This is a genomic window from Wolbachia endosymbiont (group A) of Icerya purchasi (assembly GCF_947251635.1).
GTDB classification, from domain to species: domain Bacteria; phylum Pseudomonadota; class Alphaproteobacteria; order Rickettsiales; family Anaplasmataceae; genus Wolbachia; species Wolbachia pipientis.
Map to the genome: position 1 here is coordinate 142,022 of NZ_OX366357.1, position 18,446 is coordinate 160,467.

Annotated in this window: 19 protein-coding genes and 1 pseudogene; 7 read left to right on the forward strand and 13 right to left on the reverse strand. The window is 34.8% G+C overall.

Annotated elements, in window-relative coordinates:
- The first annotated feature begins 400 nt into the window (after positions 1-400).
- Positions 401-1,153 (forward strand): 5'/3'-nucleotidase SurE, encoded by a 753-nt coding sequence (gene surE, locus OPR17_RS00745; protein WP_265021763.1) that lies wholly within the window; start codon positions 401-403, stop codon positions 1,151-1,153.
- A 20-nt stretch (positions 1,154-1,173) separates the two neighbouring features.
- Here the strand turns inward: surE and hisS are convergent, their stop codons facing one another.
- Both hisS and OPR17_RS00755 read right to left on the reverse strand, forming a co-directional pair.
- The gene (gene hisS / locus OPR17_RS00750) at positions 1,174-2,400 is read right to left on the reverse strand and encodes a histidine--tRNA ligase (protein ID WP_265021764.1); all 1,227 of its coding nucleotides are present in this window, start codon (positions 2,398-2,400) and stop codon (positions 1,174-1,176) included.
- Complete coding sequence (locus tag OPR17_RS00755) at positions 2,397-2,960, reverse strand: NifU family protein (protein ID WP_265021765.1); 564 nt, start codon at positions 2,958-2,960, stop codon at positions 2,397-2,399. The genes hisS and OPR17_RS00755 overlap by 4 nt, the downstream gene beginning before the upstream one ends.
- A 195-nt stretch (positions 2,961-3,155) precedes the next feature.
- On the opposite strand from OPR17_RS00755, the gene OPR17_RS00760 reads away from it, so the two are divergent.
- Positions 3,156-3,380 (forward strand): DnaJ domain-containing protein, encoded by a 225-nt coding sequence (locus tag OPR17_RS00760; RefSeq protein WP_265021766.1) that lies wholly within the window; start codon positions 3,156-3,158, stop codon positions 3,378-3,380.
- Between the two features lie 19 nt (positions 3,381-3,399).
- Here the strand turns inward: OPR17_RS00760 and OPR17_RS00765 are convergent, their stop codons facing one another.
- Positions 3,400-4,929, reverse strand: coding sequence for an N-acetylmuramoyl-L-alanine amidase (locus OPR17_RS00765; protein ID WP_265021767.1), 1,530 nt, complete (start codon positions 4,927-4,929; stop codon positions 3,400-3,402).
- Between the two features lie 98 nt (positions 4,930-5,027).
- On the opposite strand from OPR17_RS00765, the gene OPR17_RS00770 reads away from it, so the two are divergent.
- Together OPR17_RS00770 and OPR17_RS00775 are read left to right on the forward strand one after the other, a co-directional pair.
- On the forward strand, positions 5,028-5,921 hold the full coding sequence (locus OPR17_RS00770) for an IS982 family transposase (RefSeq protein ID WP_265021768.1): 894 nt from the start codon (positions 5,028-5,030) through the stop codon (positions 5,919-5,921).
- 89 nt (positions 5,922-6,010) lie between these two features.
- Entirely contained in the window at positions 6,011-6,577 is a 567-nt protein-coding gene (locus OPR17_RS00775; protein WP_265021769.1) for a hypothetical protein, read from the forward strand.
- A gap of 221 nt (positions 6,578-6,798) precedes the next feature.
- Here OPR17_RS00775 and bioA read toward each other — a convergent pair whose 3' ends face one another.
- From bioA to OPR17_RS00815, 8 genes and pseudogenes are all read right to left on the reverse strand, one after another.
- Positions 6,799-8,079, reverse strand: a complete 1,281-nt coding sequence (gene bioA, locus OPR17_RS00780; protein WP_265021569.1) for an adenosylmethionine--8-amino-7-oxononanoate transaminase — start codon at positions 8,077-8,079, stop codon at positions 6,799-6,801.
- A gap of 6 nt (positions 8,080-8,085) precedes the next feature.
- The gene (bioD, locus tag OPR17_RS00785; RefSeq protein ID WP_265021570.1) at positions 8,086-8,694 is read right to left on the reverse strand and encodes a dethiobiotin synthase; all 609 of its coding nucleotides are present in this window, start codon (positions 8,692-8,694) and stop codon (positions 8,086-8,088) included.
- Complete coding sequence (locus tag OPR17_RS00790) at positions 8,679-9,437, reverse strand: methyltransferase domain-containing protein (RefSeq protein WP_265021571.1); 759 nt, start codon at positions 9,435-9,437, stop codon at positions 8,679-8,681. Before OPR17_RS00790 ends, bioD begins: the two co-directional genes overlap by 16 nt.
- 571 nt (positions 9,438-10,008) lie before the next feature.
- Positions 10,009-10,872: pseudogene (locus OPR17_RS00795) on the reverse strand (IS982 family transposase); the annotation flags it as partial.
- Complete coding sequence (locus tag OPR17_RS00800) at positions 10,835-11,308, reverse strand: helix-turn-helix domain-containing protein (RefSeq protein ID WP_265021770.1); 474 nt, start codon at positions 11,306-11,308, stop codon at positions 10,835-10,837. The gene OPR17_RS00800 and the pseudogene OPR17_RS00795, both read right to left, overlap by 38 nt.
- A gap of 20 nt (positions 11,309-11,328) precedes the next feature.
- Positions 11,329-11,616 carry a helix-turn-helix domain-containing protein gene (locus OPR17_RS00805; protein WP_220468131.1) on the reverse strand — a complete coding sequence of 96 codons (288 nt, stop codon included), beginning with the start codon at positions 11,614-11,616 and terminating at the stop codon, positions 11,329-11,331.
- A gap of 149 nt (positions 11,617-11,765) precedes the next feature.
- Complete coding sequence (locus tag OPR17_RS00810) at positions 11,766-12,425, reverse strand: JAB domain-containing protein (protein WP_265021771.1); 660 nt, start codon at positions 12,423-12,425, stop codon at positions 11,766-11,768.
- Between the two features lie 84 nt (positions 12,426-12,509).
- Positions 12,510-12,632, reverse strand: a complete 123-nt coding sequence (locus tag OPR17_RS00815) for a hypothetical protein (protein ID WP_255317433.1) — start codon at positions 12,630-12,632, stop codon at positions 12,510-12,512.
- A gap of 122 nt (positions 12,633-12,754) precedes the next feature.
- Between OPR17_RS00815 and OPR17_RS00820 the strand changes: the two genes are divergently transcribed.
- Both OPR17_RS00820 and OPR17_RS00825 read left to right on the forward strand, forming a co-directional pair.
- Complete coding sequence (locus OPR17_RS00820; RefSeq protein ID WP_320109856.1) at positions 12,755-13,594, forward strand: polysaccharide deacetylase family protein; 840 nt, start codon at positions 12,755-12,757, stop codon at positions 13,592-13,594.
- Positions 13,549-15,123 carry a penicillin-binding transpeptidase domain-containing protein gene (locus tag OPR17_RS00825; RefSeq protein ID WP_265021773.1) on the forward strand — a complete coding sequence of 525 codons (1,575 nt, stop codon included), beginning with the start codon at positions 13,549-13,551 and terminating at the stop codon, positions 15,121-15,123. Before OPR17_RS00820 ends, OPR17_RS00825 begins: the two co-directional genes overlap by 46 nt.
- Positions 15,124-15,138: 15 nt before the next feature.
- Here OPR17_RS00825 and OPR17_RS00830 read toward each other — a convergent pair whose 3' ends face one another.
- Positions 15,139-16,074: an IS982 family transposase gene (locus OPR17_RS00830; RefSeq protein WP_458694340.1), complete on the reverse strand. Its 936-nt coding sequence runs from the start codon at positions 16,072-16,074 to the stop codon at positions 15,139-15,141.
- Between the two features lie 884 nt (positions 16,075-16,958).
- Here OPR17_RS00830 and secF point away from each other — a divergent pair.
- The gene (secF, locus tag OPR17_RS00835) at positions 16,959-17,837 is read left to right on the forward strand and encodes a protein translocase subunit SecF (RefSeq protein ID WP_265021774.1); all 879 of its coding nucleotides are present in this window, start codon (positions 16,959-16,961) and stop codon (positions 17,835-17,837) included.
- Here the strand turns inward: secF and OPR17_RS00840 are convergent.
- Positions 17,834-18,349 (reverse strand): TIGR02281 family clan AA aspartic protease, encoded by a 516-nt coding sequence (locus tag OPR17_RS00840; RefSeq protein WP_265021775.1) that lies wholly within the window; start codon positions 18,347-18,349, stop codon positions 17,834-17,836. The genes secF and OPR17_RS00840 overlap by 4 nt on opposite strands.
- Positions 18,350-18,446: the final 97 nt, after the last annotated feature.

The window sequence follows — 18,446 nt, forward strand, 5'->3', positions numbered from 1 at the left end:
CTCCCTTGTCAATTTGACGTTTTTTGCTGTCTTAAACGCTTTGTAAGCGCGTTTCGGCTTATATAGGTAAAAACCCAGAAATTTTTAAAGACATGCGATGCACGTAGTGCGAAAAATTAAACATGAGACACCAAATACCCTAAGTTTTTTGTCATTAACCTGCACAGATTGCGAAGATAAATAAATAGCTTCAGTTTCATGATAAGGGGGCTGGCGGAGTTTGTCAAGTAAGTTTTTTCTTTTCTATTGTAATGACAGTTATGGCCTGTGCAAGAAATCTATTGATTTACAGCAGGTTCTTTGTTACAGTTCACAGTTATGCAAAGAAACTTAAAGCCTCATGAGTTTATTTACAGCCAGTGGTTTACATAATTTGGAACTGTATAGCTGAGTATTGTATATGATAATATTGATAACAAACGATGATGGCTTTGGAAGTGAAGGAATAAAATTACTCAAAGAGATTGCACGGAATTTTGCGCCAGAAATATGGATAGTGGCACCAGATACTGATAGAAGCGGAGCTGCAAGATCTCTTGATTATCCAGTGAAACAATCTATTGGAATAAAACAACATAGTGAAAGGGAATTTAGTGTGTCTGGTACTCCTGCAGATTGTGTCATTATTGCGCTAAATAAAGTTATGAATAAAAAACCAGACTTAATATTGTCCGGAGTAAATATTGGATCAAATGTCGGGGACGATATTTGTTATTCAGGAACAATTGGTGCTGTAATGGAAGGTGCTGCAAGGTCTATACCTTCTATTGCGCTGAGCCAAGTTTATCATGATAAAATAGACTGGCACAATACAAAGGTTTTTGCACCAAAGGTTATTGCCAAGCTAGTTAAGGTTGGTTGGCCTAAAAACATAGTGATGAGTGTAAATTTTCCTGCTACGGAAAAAGTAAAAGGAGTAGAATTTGCTGAACAAGGTGAATATAACATTGATGGGGATTTAACTTTTACTGAAAATTCGAATGGCTCTTTTAGCTTAAATTGGTCTCGAGAGCACTCAGGCAGTGGTAGTGTAAATAAAATAAAAGAAGGATTTATTACTATCACACCAGTAAAATTAGATTTTACAGATTATGATACATTGAATGCTATGAAAAATTCTTGTGCAGACGAATTTTCTTCTATAGCTGACTAAGAAAAACATTTGCATTGCTCCTAATAGATATTTTCTATTGTGTTATCGCGAGCAATTATTTTTTCTTCACCTGTATCCATGTTTTTAATCTTTAAAGTTTTACTATTCAATTCTTCATCGCCAAAAATTAAAGCAGCTTTAGCATTTGCTTGATTTGCTTTTTTCATTCGGGTTCTGAGCGTTCCGCTATATTCATAGATTACATATAAACCATTTCTGCGCAATTCATTTGCAAGTGTTAAAGCATGTTTTTCAGCCTCTCTACCGATTGGAATTAGGTAAATAGGTCGCTCTTCTTTCGGAGAATAATTGATTAACTCCATTATGCGCTCAATACCCCCTGCAAATCCTATTGCTGGAGTGTGTTTTCCACCTACTGAAGATACTAAATTATCGTATCTTCCACCGGCAAAAACTGCCCCTTGTGCACCTAAATCCTCTGTAACAAACTCAAACACTGTGTGGCAATAATAATCCAAACCTCGAACTAGTTTATTGTTTACGGTATAAGGTATATCAAGAATTTTTAATCCATTTAGTATTTGTTCAAAGAAATCTGAGGACTCTTTCGTATAATAATTGCTGATTTTAGGCGCATCAGAAATTATTGATTTATCTTTCTCATCCTTGGAATCCAGTATTCTGAGTGGGTTTTTGATCAACCTATTTTTGCTATCTTCTGATAGATCATTTTGATACTTTGTAAAGTATAAGATCAAAGCTTCTCTATACTTAGTTATTGTTTCACCATCACCTAAAGAGTTGATTTCCAGCTTTACATTTTTATTGATGCCAAATTCAGTTAGTAAGTGCTGAACGAGTGATATCAATTCAATATCAGCTTTTGGATCTTCTATGCCAAAAACCTCAAAATTTATCTGATGAAATTGCCTTTGTCTTCCCTTTTGCGGTCTTTCATAGCGAAATGCAGGTCCTGTTGAGAATAATTTTATCGGTGTTTGCAGTTTTTTTTCAATGAGTAGCCTGACAATCGCTGCAGTGAACTCAGGACGTAAAGTTATGCTCTTTCCCCCTTTATCATTGAAGCTATACATCTCTTTAGTGATGATATCTGAGCTATCACCTAAGGTTTTTGTAAAAACCTCCGTGTATTCGAATATTGGAGTTTGGGCGGGCAAAAAGCCGTATAGACTTGAGATTCTATTTGCTGTTTGCTGAATGTATTTAAACTTGTACCATTCATCAAACAGGAGATCTTTTGTTCCTCTAACCGTTTGATTAGTCATAGTGTGGTCTCTATACCCGCAACCTCTGGTATGTGGTAGCTCAGCATATTCTGCACTCCTTGCTTGAGGGTAATTGCAGCACTTGGGCATCCAGAGCAGGCTCCTTGCAGCTCAACATAAACTATTCCATCTTTATAGCCACGGAATTTGATATCACCACCGTCTTGAGCAACTGCAGGTTTGATATAACTTTCCATCAATTCTTTTATTCTATTTACAATTTCTATATCACTTTCATCAAAAAATTCCTTATCTGTATCATTCACTTCTTCTTTATCTAGTGCTTTTCCACCTGAAGTAAAGTGATCCATAATTGTAGTTAAAATTTCTACTTTTAATATATCCCAATTAATTCCACCCAATTTTGTTACTGAAATAAAATCATGACCAAAAAACACTCTTACCACATGTTCTATTTGAAAAAGATTTGCTGCTAGTTTAGAATTTTTTATCTCATTTGCATTTGAAAAATCAGCCGTTTCTCCTTCGTTTAAAATTTCAAATCCAGGAAGGAATTTTAGCGTATTTGGGTTTGGTGTTTCTTCAATCTGGATGAACATGTTATTTACCATGACGATTATAATTGTTACTATTTAATCATAAAATGATAAAAAATATACATGTCATTCATCTTTTTCCTTTTTTTGATATTCATAGTAGTTACATTTGTCTTGCCTAGCGTTGTTGTATTTTTTCTTTTCCTGACAAAAAAAAATAACATAAGTTTCATGATGAACTCTATATTGAGTAAGTTTTTGAACGAATTTAATAGCAGTAGAAGTTGTACTGAAAATTACACTGGTGATAACATGTCCAAAGATGAAGCATTAAAGATACTAGGGCTGAATCCTGAGGCAAGTCAAAATGAAATCAATAAAGCATATCAAAATTTAATGAAGTTAGTTCACCCAGATAAGGGAGGCTCGGAATATTTTGCACAAAAGTTAAACGCGGCACGTGATAGGTTGCTGAAAAAATGATCTTAAAAAAAGTTTTCGTTTAACAAATTTCTTCCTTTGCTTTTTCTAAATACTCCAATATTGCTTCATGTAGCGCAGTCCATGTTATCTGTTCTTCCAGGGAAGGTATAAATTCTTGTCTCCAAGCATTCTTAAACTCCTGAAACCACTGTTTTTCAAAACCCTGAAATTCTAAAGAAATATCTACTTTAAAGCTATCAATTAAACTGGAAACTTCTGCAGCTTTAGAGCTATCTAGTGATTTTAAAGATAACACTCCACTCTTTAAAATGTCTAACTCTTCCAATACATTAAGCTTAAATGGTTCATAGAGTGAAGACCATATGCGATATTTTAAATAAGAATCATAGTATAACTTAATTTTGTACATTAAAGTGGTAGATGCATCAGGAGAAATGTTATTCTCATATTGTGCAAGAGAAGATAATAAATTCTCATAATCTACTTTGCTTAAACATGGTTGTAGAGTCGATTTAATTTTTTCACTAAAGGTTAGATAGCTAGAAGAAATACCATGACTATATTTACTAAAGAATTCAGGAAATATATCCGCTTGTTCTAATTTCAGAAGTAAATCTTTTCTAATTTCTCTTGGTAAATTATGTATTGAAAACTGATAAATAACCCATGCAAAATTCTCATCAAACTCATCTGAGTAATCAGCATTATTATCAGGAAAAATTACATTACCTTTCTTATCATTCCAGGGTAGTATCTTATAGAAAAATTTGTTCAGCCTTTGTTTTAATTTCAAAATACCTTCATTTCTATCACCTGCTTTATACAATATTTCGCCCATTTGCTGTTTAGCATTTTTAGGGTTTATTCTATCACTTATGTGCAATCCAATTCCATTTTTCTCTAATAACTCCCAATCAAACAATTTGTGTGGATCTGGTTTACGCATTGTATAGCTAAGCTCTGGATCATGCACTATAGTTCCTATTTCAGAATGACTAAATATCATATCCCTTTTAATTTTAAAACGCTCCATAAGGTATAAAATCAGCTCTTTAACAGATCTCATTTGCTCTTCCGGAAAAGGCTCAAGTCCTGTGTTTACAATTTCAATACCTACAGAATAATTGTTAAGCTTCTGCAGCTCTTCAAGCTTGCTATTTATCTTAACTCTTGCATAACTAATACCAGCATGCCATGCTTCTTTCTCTAATGGAACCATTAAGGTAACGCTGCCGTCCCTATCGACAATAAAATGAACTGACAATCCTCTAGCATTCAGCATATCTTTTGTACCTTTTAATGTTGATGTTTCAGTATGGTGAACTATAACCATTAACACTTTTTCACCGGCCCTATCACTATAATTTAAAGCTGAAGCTGGATCTAAAAATAACAAATCCTGATCTTTCAATAATGGTAATTTTTCTTGTAAATCTTGAAAATCATTCTCGATACTGCTTGAACTGGATACTTGCCCAGATATGAGAAATGCTGAGACAGTAATCAGTAAAACTAATAAATATTTGTTGATTTTAGATAGTTGGATTTTCATACCATCTTCATAAACACTTTGTAGATAACTTTTCATTATATAGTTAGAGTACGCGAATTCTGGATTAAAGGAGAATAGAAAAGGCAGAAAACAGGGTAAACTCAGCAATTATAAAAAAATAGATGAGGTTACCCATGGAAGACATAACAAAACTGTTTTGTTTGGTCGATGATTTTTGCAGAGATATAGAGAAAAATTTTGCAGGCAAACTACTGCCAAATGGTAAAAAACCCACAAGAACAACGGAAATTGAGCACTCTGAAATCATGACAATAATCCTGCTATATCAACAATCTCCGTGTAAAAATTTCAAAACTTTCTATCTACATTACCTAACGTTGCTCTACAAATCAGAGTTTCCAAAGTTGCCTTCATATACCAGGTTTGTTGCTCTAAAGCCTAGGGTTTTGTGGCATTTAGCAATGTTGTTGCATTGGCTTTGTGGACAGTCAGAAAACACTGGAATTTCATATATAGACACAACTCCCATTGCAGTTTGTCATGCAAAAAGAATATCCAAAAACAAAGTTTTTGCTGGAATTGCAAAATTAAGCAAGAGTACTTACGGCTGGTTTTTTGGTTTCAAATTACATATGGTAATCAATGAAAATGGTGAAATTCATGCACTTACGCTAACAAAAGGCAATGTTGATGATAGGATACCTGTGCCAAATTTGACGGAAAAATTAACCGGCCTTTTGTTTGGTGACAAAGGTTATATTGCAAAAGAGCTTTTTCAGAAGCTGTTTGACCGAGGTTTGAAACTTGTTACCAAGGTGAAAAAAGGTATGAAAAATACATTAATTTCGCTAAATGAGAAGATTTTACTGAGAAAAAGGTCTATCATTGAGACTGTTTTTGGTTACCTAAAAAATAGACTAGAAATTGAACACACTCGCCATAGATCCCCTGTTGATTTCTTGGTTCATATCTTTTCTACTCTCATCTCCTATTCCATCAAATCCAAAAAGCCTTCTATTTCCTATACTTCCTTCCTTAATCCAGAATTTGCGTTAGAAGGTATATAAAAGTTATACAAGATAAAAATATAGGCAGTAACCCTACTGGAATAGATAAAAGAGAAAAAGGTAAAAAAACTGATTTAGGAAGTAAAATATTGAGTTATATACCATGGAGAACAGCACTAATGCTTGCTGCCTTTGCTATTCCAGTTGCTGGTCCTATTGCTGGCACAGCTGTTGGAACTTTTTTGTACGGCAACTATAGAAACAATAATAGAACTGAAAACTCTGCTGCCACAAAGGAAAATAGAGCAGAAAGTGCAAAACCAAGTCTCACAAAGAAATTCTTGTTTAGAGTTGGTACTATTGCAATTGGTTTCCTTTTTGGAGGGCCGATTGGTGTTGTAATTGCTTTAGGTATTGTAGCTGTTGATGTCATATCAAATGGTAAACTTATTCAAGGGGCAGAAAAAGTACTGGATGCAGGTTATGATGCATTAAGTGCTGTAGGGGAAGAAATTTTAAATGTAGGGAAGACAGCATTCTCAAAGATTAAGGAAACTCAAGAACTGTCAAAAAGAGATATAGAAGTAAGTGACTCTAACCATTCTTCTAAATCTCATGTAACTTCCGAAGGTGAACCAAAAGCTAAAAGTCAAGTCGAAGCTGAGTTAAAAAGAAGAGCAAATGCAGCAAGTCAAGAGCAAAGTGTTGGGCGGTAGATAAGCCGGTATAGATAGGTAAATCCATATTAGAGAAAGCTAACTGCACTGAAGGTCTATTTTGCTATAAATTTACCATGAGTTTTTCTAATTACTCCCAAGTGAATTAATATTAATTTGGTATAAAATGCTACTAAAAACTTAAACAATATAACCATTTCTAGCAACCAAAAACCGCCGTACGTGAGAAGAATTTTTCTTGGAATTGGTAGGTAAAGTCACTATGAAAAAATCCTGAGAATATTTCTGATCTTATTATAAGCTTCTTCAAGCTCAAAAGTGCTTATTGAATAAGGCGGTAGTAAGTAAACTGAATTACCAAGTGGCCTGATTAAAAGTCCTTGCTCTAAAAATTTTATCTTTAGTGTTTGTGCATCATGAACATCAAAAGCTGCTATTGTACCAGTCACACGTGCACGCTCGACGTTCTTACAAGCTTCAGACAAATTTACTAATTCCTTTTTATGTATACTATGAATCCTCTTAATTGACTCCATGGTATCGTGTTTAACTAACGAGTCTAAAGAAGCAATTGCGGCTGCACAACCCAGGGGATTGGCAGTGTAGGAGTGACCATGAACGAACGCTTTAGTAAAATGTTCACTTAAAAATGCCGAGTAAACTTCTTCGGTAGTAATTGTGAGAGCAAGCGGAAGAAAACCTCCTGTTAATCCTTTAGAAATACACAAAAAATCAGGTATAATTTGAGTTTGTTCAAAAGCAAAATAAGTACCAGTACGTCCAAAGCCGGTCATAACTTCATCACAAATTATCAAAATTCCATGCCGGCGTACTAAATTGACAACTTTTCTAACAAACTCTGGACGGCACATCCTCATACCACTTGCCCCTTGTACTAAAGGCTCTAGAATTAATGCGGCAATTTTGTGAGAACCAGCACGTAAGTGACCCTCTAGTACTTTAAGAGAATGTTCCTCTTTATTTTCTATTTCTTCATCTTCGTCCCAGGTTTCTGGAAAAGGTATTGTTAAGACAGAAAATAACAGATTTGAAAATGCGTCATGGAAGCCGGACTTAACGCCTACACTCATCGCGCCAAATGTATCTCCATGATATCCACCTTCAAAACTCAGAAAAGTAGTTCTTTCACGGTTACCTTGATTCCACCAATACTGATAGGCCATTTTTAGTGCTACCTCAACGGCAGTAGAACCATTGTCTGAAAAGAAAAATCTGGATAATTTATCTGGTAATAAAGTTTTCAACTTTTCACAAAGCGTTACTGCAGGCTCATGGGTAAACCCTGCAAAAATTACATGTTCCAAAGTCATGCTTTGCTCATATATAGCCTGAGCGATCTTGGGATGAGCATGACCGTGCAGATTTACCCACCAACTGGAAATCAGATCCAAGTATGCTTTGCCATTTTCATCATAAAGATATGACCCATGGGCTTTTTTAATTGCAATTGGAAGTTTAGCTACTTTCTCTTGCGTAAAAGGATGCCATATAATTTTTCTATCGCGTTTGCTTAAATTCATAGTTGTTTAACTAAAAATAGCTTTTAATCGATTTGAGAGTGGTATTTGCATTAAACGTTCCATATTGACCTGCTGTAGTTTGGGTACTGATGCTAATACCTGTACTCTACCATAAAATTCTATTGCTTCAAGATTATCTTGGTTAGGTGGTCCATTTAAGATCACCCCCAAAATAGGAATATTTCTAGCACGTAGGGCTCCTAAACTAAGTAATGTGTGATTAATTGTGCCAAGTGTAGACCTTGCAACTAAAATTGTTGGAGTGGCAAGTTTTTTGATTAAATCAACCATTAGTAAGGTTTTATTGATTGGAACTAAAACTCCTCCAGCACCTTCTATGATTAAGTTACGTGCTTTGGGCAAGCTAATCCTATCGATATTAATGCTATCATTCTCTAGTAACGCTGCCAAGTGAGGAGATAGAGGTCTTTTATAAACAAAATTTTCTTTATAAACATTGGCGTTAGTCAAATTGCTTATTTGATGGCTGTCTGTACCTAGAATACTTCCAGTTTGGATAGGTTTGAAATACGAATACCCAGTGTGTAAGCAGAGCCAGCTGCTTACGGTAGTCTTACCAATGTCGGTATCTGTTCCTGTTACAAAGATCTGCATCTACTTAAAACTCCAAAAAATACTTTATAGGTAACATGAATCTTGCCAGTATAGGTTTGAACTACCTTCCTTAGGCCAGGCAGAGGAATTGTCTGACTACTTAAATTTGCTCCCAAATTTTTGAGATATCTGATAAATTCACTTGCACTTGGAAAACACAATATAAATTCTTGCGAATCGAAAAAATACCTTTTTGGCTCTAGGTGAAGTAGATAACTTTCTAATTCTTGTTTAGATGGATACTGATAAGTTGGTACAGGTAATGAGGATTTCATGAAAATCTTAGTCCATTCACTGAATGTACCATCTAGTAAACACGAAAAAACAAAGACATTTGAACTATTGTATGATTTCTTTATCATCTTTTTTAAATTGCACACCCATTGAAGTGCCAGGTTTGAAATGACAAGGTCGTGGAAACTAAGATTTAGCGTTTCCATGTCACTTAAGATGAATTCAACCTTTTTATACCCTACTAACTTTTCTCTTGTTTTTGCCAGCATATTAGGTGATATATCATTTAAAATAAATTTGCTCTGTGGAAACAAACTAAACAAAACCTCTGTAGCATAGCCTGTACCTGTTCCCAAATCTAAAATAGAGCGTGGGTAAAATCCAGGAAGATAACTTTTTAATAAACCGACTAGTTTTGCAGCACATTCTTTTTGGACAAAAGCTACATTATCATAAGACGAGCTTGCTCTGCTAAAATTGTCCTGTATATATCTCTTTTGTAATTCCATTACAAAAACTTATAATTTGCTCGTACACAAAATAACATTCACGTAAACCTAGATTATGGTAACCTCTGCTATGCATAACAACTTTAACATCTTTATTGAAGTTATCATAGATAAGTTCCTGGGGTACAATTGTATCATTTGTTGCACCTAATATTAATAGTGGTATGTGTGGTAGCTGATGTACTGTGGTGAGTAGCTCTAAATCTTGCATTAGTTTTGCTTTATTCAACCGATTAAAAGAGTTGTAGTTTACACCGCATCTTTTATGGAAGGATATCAGGGTATCTACTGGATCCATTTGAAAGTGCTGTGTCATTGCTTTTAACTCTAACTTGCGTTTTTTGTGTAAACGCAAATTAAATCCCAAAAAATTGGTAAAAGCTTGTATGCCGATAAGTGCGTTAAACTTTACATTTAAGGAAGCTAGCTTTATCAGTCCAAGGGAATGGCCAACACCAGTAAATGTACTATCTTCTGGTAAGTCAAGATTTTCTTCTCCAAAATAACCAAGATCCAAACAATGGTAGGGAACTTGAGAGAAATATTCATTTATAAACGCGAATTCTGGATTAAGGAAGGAAGTATAGGAAATAGAAGGCTTTTTGGATTTGATGGAATAGGAGATGAGAGTAGAAAAGATATGAACCAAGAAATCAACAGGGGATCTATGGCGAGTGTGTTCAATTTCTAGTCTATTTTTTAGGTAACCAAAAACAGTCTCAATGATAGACCTTTTTCTCAGTAAAATCTTCTCATTTAGCGAAATTAATGTATTTTTCATACCTTTTTTCACCTTGGTAACAAGTTTCAAACCTCGGTCAAACAGCTTCTGAAAAAGCTCTTTTGCAATATAACCTTTGTCACCAAACAAAAGGCCGGTTAATTTTTCCGTCAAATTTGGCACAGGTATCCTATCATCAACATTGCCTTTTGTTAGCGTAAGTGCATGAATTTCACCATTTTCATTGATTACCATATGTAATTTGAAACCAAAAAACCAGCCGTAAGTACTCTTGCTTAATTTTGCAATTCCAGCAAAAACTTTGTTTTTGGATATTCTTTTTGCATGACAAACTGCAATGGGAGTTGTGTCTATATATGAAATTCCAGTGTTTTCTGACTGTCCACAAAGCCAATGCAACAACATTGCTAAATGCCACAAAACCCTAGGCTTTAGAGCAACAAACCTGGTATATGAAGGCAACTTTGGAAACTCTGATTTGTAGAGCAACGTTAGGTAATGTAGATAGAAAGTTTTGAAATTTTTACACGGAGATTGTTGATATAGCAGGATTATTGTCATGATTTCAGAGTGCTCAATTTCCGTTGTTCTTGTGGGTTTTTTACCATTTGGCAGTAGTTTGCCTGCAAAATTTTTCTCTATATCTCTGCAAAAATCATCGACCAAACAAAACAGTTTTGTTATATCTTCCATGGGTAACCTCATCTATTTTTTTATAACTGCTGAGTTTACCCTGTTTTCTGCCTTTTCTATTCTCCTTTAATCCAGAATTCGCGTTATTAGTAAGAGCCTTTATCACTGAATGAATAATATCACGCAACGTTCCATCTTTAATTTTCCTGTATTCCCTCACTAGCCTTGATATTTCTTTACTACTTGTATCGCTATGGAAGGCCTTATCATGTAAATCCTCAGAGGCTTTTGTAAAAAAATATGACATATCAACTGACAAAGCTTCTGCCAAATTATACAACCTATCAACTACAAGCCTTACTTCTCCAGTTTCATATCCTTGTATACGCTGAAATGAAATTCCAAGCTTTTTTCCTAAGTCTCTTTGGCTAAAACCACACATTAGCCTTCTTTTCCTTATCCTTTCACCTATTTGTTTATCAATAGGATGTTGCATACCCATTTTTTAAAGAAATACTAACTCTTATTGTAACTTTGAGAAAAAGATTTTACTAACATATAAACTACACTACGCAACCTTTTGCTCTTAATTTCATTATATCCTTTGACTAACTTTAACACCTCTTCATCGTAAGCTTCATGTGAGTCAGCGTGCATATCAGTAAAAAAGTTAGCAACATCTATCGATAGGGCTTTTGCTAAGTCATATAGTCTACTGGCTAAAATGTAATTCGAACCATTTTCGTACCTTTGTATCTGTCTATATGAAACACCTATTCTTTTTCCTAATTCAGTTTGTGTCAAACCACAGTATAACCTAAGTTCCTTTATTTTTTTGCCTAATTCCACCTTTCATTGCTAATTTTATTTGTTCAAGCTTACAGCGAATTTCTTAATTCATAAAGTGGAAAAAAAAGAAGGAAAGCTAGAGAACTTTCCTTCCGGGTTACAGATTACAATAAGCCACTGTCATAAAAACTAAAGTGGCTCTTCTGTGTTACGATTATATGATCTATCAATTTCATTCCTACATTTTCGCAGGTTGCAGCTAATGTGAGTGTGTTATCCTCATCCTCCTTTGATGGTTCTATATCTCCGCTTGGATGATTATGTGAAATTGCAACAGATGCTGCATCAATCAGTAATCCCTGTTTTATTATTTCCCTCACATACAGAGGTACTCTGTCTATAGTTCCACAGTCTTGAATATACTCATATATTAAATGACCACCTCGATCTAAGTATACCACTCGTAAGCTTTCCTTTCGTGACTGCCCTATTGCTGCTTTAAAGTATTTTAGTAGCTCTTCTCTATTATCAAGAATCGACAGCTTTTTTAACTTGCCTTTCAATATCCTATCAAAAATCTCTTTCAGACAAAAGATACTTGCTATTGCTCCATCATTCATTCCTGTAACATTTTTTAGCTCATGAAAATCAGCATTAATTACCCTTCCTAAACTACTAAAGAGCTCCATTAGCCTTTTGGCAATTTCTCTTCCTTCTGCATATCCAGACAGAGTACGTTCTAGTAGCTCGTGATCCAATAAAGACCTGCCTCTGCTTGATAGAATACGAGTTTCCAATTTTTCTTTTCTCTCACTATTATTCATAAAAACCTCCAAGGTCAACATTATATACAAATTCAGCGCCAGCTTTCTGACGCAATAGTTCTCGAGGAACAACCCTTTTGAACTCTAAATTTGCAATGTTGTCCTTGTTGCTTTAAAAGCTGGAATACCATTTGCCATATGAATTTGTGCATTGACATTTACTGTGCTAATTCCCTGAAGCGCAACGGTATTTATATTTGCAATCATAATATATTATATAAAATTGTTAATACAATATATTAAAGAAGCGATGAAGTAAAGGCTACAGCAATTAAAGATGGCTTAACTTAGCAAAAAAGTGTAGTATTCTATCACTTTGCTGATTACAAATGTTTATAAGGATAATCACTTTTTTCTTACTATATTCAAGTACGGCTTTTTGTAGTGATTGTAATTTTAATTTACCATACTGTGGGCTCAGTTGTAATCTGGATCTATCATATAGAAATTTAAGTAATATAAAAAAATTATTGAATAACGACGATAAGTTTGTTGCGCTTACGTTTGATGATGGGCCTTCCAACAATAGAATAAACGATATTATTAATGTTCTGGAAAGCTATGAAGCAAAAGCAACATTTTTTGTGCTTGGTGAACGTATAAATGAAAAAACGTCTGAAATAGTAAAGAAAATTCATGAATCAGGTCATGAGTTAGGCAATCACTCTTGGTCGCATAGGAAGTTGACATCACTTTCAAGTGAGGAACAATTGCAAGAACTAGAAAAGACAAATACAGCAATTAAAAATGCAATAAAACAAGATGTAAAATGGTTTCGTCCGCCATATGGATGTTATGACGATAATCTGATTGAAAATACTGATCAATTAAATATGTATTCAATATTATGGACAGTTGATTCGCTAGATTGGCAAGGTGATAAGCCAGAAACTTTAGTTGAAAGAGTTTTAAGTAATGTACATAATGGAGCAGTTATACTGTTTCATGATCACAATAACAGGTCAAACACAATTGAAGCTTTACCTCATATTATTAAAATACTAAAAAAATCAGGTTATAAGTTTGTGACCTTAAGTGAGTGGGAAAAAAGGGTTTGTAATACGGTAAAAGCCAGAAGTGTAACAATAAAAGAGGGGGAAAAAGTGCGTTTTGAAGGAATGTTATGTGGACAAAAAACAAAGTCTTTAACCGCAGAGCATTCATATTAGGTGGTATTCAGCTTACCATTTCTGCGGTTTTTAGTTGCAGGTTATATAATTTACAAATACGAAACAGACAAAAGTACGAAGCACTATCTAATAGTAATAGAATAAGAGTTGCTACTATTATGCCTAAGCGGGGCAAAATTTTAGATAGGAATAGCATTGAACTTGCGGTAAACAAAATTTCGTATGTTGTTTTGTTTGATGGTTCTGGTAAGGAAGTTGATTTGCAGACATTATCAGAAGTCGAGTCTAAAATAGCAAAATCGTCAGAAAAAATAACTGCTCTTTATAAACGTTATTACCCGTTTGGTTCAATGTGTTCTCATGTAATCGGATATACAAAAAGACAGCAAGGCATAAGCGAAGTAGGAATCAGCGGTATTGAATATACATATGATCATATATTGAAAGGCAAGTCAGGAAAATCTGAGCAGGAAATAAATTCTAAAAAACGCGTCATAAAAGAATTATCAAGCATACCACAACAAGACGGACAAGATGTACAACTGACAATTGATATTAATCTGCAAGAGAAAACCGCAGAGGTATTTAAAGATCACCAAGGCTCCGCAGTGGTAATTGATGTAAATAATGGAGAAATTTTAGCATTATATAATTCACCTTCTTACGATAATAATCTTTTTGCTAGCAGGCTATCAAATGAGACTTGGGAGAGCTTGAATGCTCCTTCATTGCCGCTTGTGAATCGTGCATTGTCGTATCAAATTCCACCTGGTTCAATATTTAAAATCATAGTTGCGCTTGCAGGCTTAAAGGACGGAATAATCACACCAGAAGAAAAATTCTCGTGTAAGGGCTATATGAAAATAGGTGAGCGGAAATTTCGCTGCTTGAGAAGTAAAGTCCATGGGTATGTATCTTTAAATGAGGCAATGGCATTATCATGCAACACTTACTTTTATAATATAGGGAAAAAAATAAGTGTAGACTCTCTGGTAGAAATGGCCAGAAAATTTGGTATTGGAAGTGGGCCACTGATTGGAACGTTTAAAGAAGAAGCTCCAGGGTTGTTGCCAGATAGAGATTGGCGTACACGAAAGCTATATTCGCAGTGGTATTTAGGTGACACTATCAACTTAGTTATAGGACAAGGGTATATGCTTACAACACCACTACAGCTTGCAGTTCTTGCAGCGAGGATTGCAACAGGAAAAGAGGTAATTCCCCGCATTAAGATGAATGAAACAATACAAGATTTTCCCGATATTGATGTGGATTGTGAGCATCTTAGCATAGTTCGAAAAGCTATGTTTGATGTGGTGAATTCTAAAACTGGAACCTATAAGAAAGGGCTAAGCGGTATACAAATTGCCGGCAAAACCGGTACACCAGAAATAAACTCTAAGGGCGAAAGTCATAAGTTATTTATCGCCTATGGCCCTTACCATAACCCGCGCTATGCAATCTCTGTGTTTATAGAACACGGCAAAGCCCCACGCCAAGATGTTGCTATAGCTAATGAAATATTTCAGTATATGCTTGAAACTATGAGTATTAAACTTCTTGTATAACCATATAACAAACTTTTATTGGGAATAGAAACGAAAAAACTTACTTGACAAACTCTGCCAGCGCCCTTCTAACGCAAATTCTGGATTAAGGAAGGAAGTATAGGAAATAGAAGGCTTTTTGGATTTGATGGAATAGGAGATGAGAGTAGAAAAGATATGAACCAAGAAATCAACAGGGGATCTATGGCGAGTGTGTTCAATTTCTAGTCTATTTTTTAGGTAACCAAAAACAGTCTCAATGATAGACCTTTTTCTCAGTAAAATCTTCTCATTTAGCGAAATTAATGTATTTTTCATACCTTTTTTCACCTTGGTAACAAGTTTCAAACCTCGGTCAAACAGCTTCTGAAAAAGCTCTTTTGCAATATAACCTTTGTCACCAAACAAAAGGCCGGTTAATTTTTCCGTCAAATTTGGCACAGGTATCCTATCATCAACATTGCCTTTTGTTAGCGTAAGTGCATGAATTTCACCATTTTCATTGATTACCATATGTAATTTGAAACCAAAAAACCAGCCGTAAGTACTCTTGCTTAATTTTGCAATTCCAGCAAAAACTTTGTTTTTGGATATTCTTTTTGCATGACAAACTGCAATGGGAGTTGTGTCTATATATGAAATTCCAGTGTTTTCTGACTGTCCACAAAGCCAATGCAACAACATTGCTAAATGCCACAAAACCCTAGGCTTTAGAGCAACAAACCTGGTATATGAAGGCAACTTTGGAAACTCTGATTTGTAGAGCAACGTTAGGTAGTGTAGATAGAAAGTTTTGAAATTTTTACACGGAGATTGTTGATATAGCAGGATTATTGTCATGATTTCAGAGTGCTCAATTTCCGTTGTTCTTGTGGGTTTTTTACCATTTGGCAGTAGTTTGCCTGCAAAATTTTTCTCTATATCTCTGCAAAAATCATCGACCAAACAAAACAGTTTTGTTATGTCTTCCATGGGTAACCTCATCTATTTTTTTATAATTGCTGAGTTTACCCTGTTTTCTGCCTTTTCTATTCTCCTTTAATCCAGAATTCGCGTTTTATACTATAACGAAAAAACTTACTTGACACCCTTCGCCAGCCCCCCTATCATGGTACTGAAGGTATTCAGTTATTTTCATCTGTGCAGATTAAACAGCAAAAAAACAACGTAGTTGGCGTCTTATTTTTAATTTTTTGCACTATGTGCACCTTATCTCTTCACAACATTTCTGGGTTTTTACCTGTATAAGCTGAAACGCGCTTATAAGTCGTTTAAGACAGTATAGTACGCCAATTTGCAGGATTAGAAAGTGACAACTAGCTAACACGGGGTTTCTTTTGCCTTTTTTTCTGCTTAGTAAATTTCTTAAACATTTAAACTAAGGTGAGTTGCATTTAAAAGCAGCTAAATTGCAGTGTTTAAGACTTAAAAAACGCCAATACTGAAAATAGACAATGACTAGGGCTTCTTTTGCCTTTTTTTTCGTTTGGTAAATTTCTTAAATATTTGTAACTAAAGATTGCACGAATGTTGCAATTACAAAAGCGATTTCTACTAGGGTGTCATCCCAGTGCTTGACACTGGGATCCAGTTTTCCATGTAATCTCATCGAAAACGTTGTAACCACTTTCTATGCTAGTTTGCTTGTGAGCAACCTGGATCCCAGTGTCAAGCACTGGGATGACACCATTCTTTTTTCTGGATTCCAGACTGGAATGACACCGAAGGGGCTACTGTGATGACACCCTTTTGGATGGAACCCAGTGTCAGCTACTTGAATGACAGAGAAGTCCAACCACAAAATAAACTAGTGAATTTTTTGAAAAGTATATAAAATTCAAGTTTAAGTAAATAGCATGGCACTTAGACTCATTCCAGATAAACTCAATATCAAGTTTAGTAAATATAGGGATTTGACTGCACTCGTTAGCATTATTCTTATCATCTTTTCAATGCTCATTGTTGTGCTGCGTGGAGTGAACTTAGGCATAGACTTTGCAGGCGGAATTTTGATAGAGATAAAATCTTCAGATGAGAATCACTCTATTCTCGATGCATTAAAAGAAAATGGTTTTACAGTGCAGAGTTCAAAAGCGGGTGATAATTTAGTCATGCGTTTTAAAGATGAGGGAGACGAAAATAAAATCAAAAAGATAAAAAGCATACTAGAAGAAAAGCTGGGGAGCTCAATAAGCTATCGTAAAATAGACTATGTTGGCCCACAAATAAGCTCAACACAAATATTTGAAGGAATGTTATCCATGTTGATCGCAATTGTTGGAATATTTTTTTACGTTTGGTTTAGATTTAATTGGCAATGTGGATTCAGTGGAATAACAGCACTGATTCATGACGTGATTTTAACTGTTGGTTTTATTAGCCTAACTGGCATTGAGTTTAATATTTCATCAGTTGCAGCCCTTCTCACTGTCATTGGTTATTCAATCAATAACTCAGTAATTATATACGATCGAATTCGAGAATATCGCAAGAGTGGTAAAAGTGGGCAGATGAGTGAGGTAGTAGATGCAAGTATCAACGCTACATTATTTCGCACTATATTAACCTCGGGTACAACCCTTCTTGCTGCTCTTCCTTTGGCATTAATCTGCACAGATGCAGTGAAAGACTTCAGCTTGATCATTTTTTTTGGTATTTTGATTGGCACTTGTTCTGCAATATTTATTTCTGCTCCTATATTGACCTACAGAGCTTTAGATTGTAGAAGTGTTTAGTCGCGGTATAATATCAACTTATTATCTCTTATAGTGAAATGAAAATATCTTAAAAAGCTCATTCCAAGTAGTGAATGAGACATAGAATGAGTGTTAACGCTCGCCTGTACATCATTAACTAAAAAATTCCCTATTTTTACCTGAGGGATGTGAACAACACCAGCTTTTATTTGACCTTTCGCAGTTTCATATATTTTAAAATCCTGAACGTTTTGTAAGTTAATACCAACATGTAATGCGTCTTTTTGTGATAGAACAATATCGGTTGCTCCGGTATCAAGCAAAAACGTTATATTGCGATCATTGACTTGAGCCTGAATATAAAAGTGTCCATCATATGACTTCGTAAATTCGATACTTCCACTATTCTGACCACTATTTTGAATTCTTCCTTTATATGGTAAGAAAGTACTGAGAAATCTGTCGCTTAGTTTGTCCCTTTGTGAATCAATAAGCATTGCAGTAGTGGCTATTATTAGCAACCAAATAACTAGATTTTTCACCGCGTTCATATTGTTAAAATTTGAAGCTATTAAAATAAATTTTAAAGATCAGCGTTAAAAGTTATTATTAAAAATAAGTAAATTTCATTGTTTTAGTACAATATTT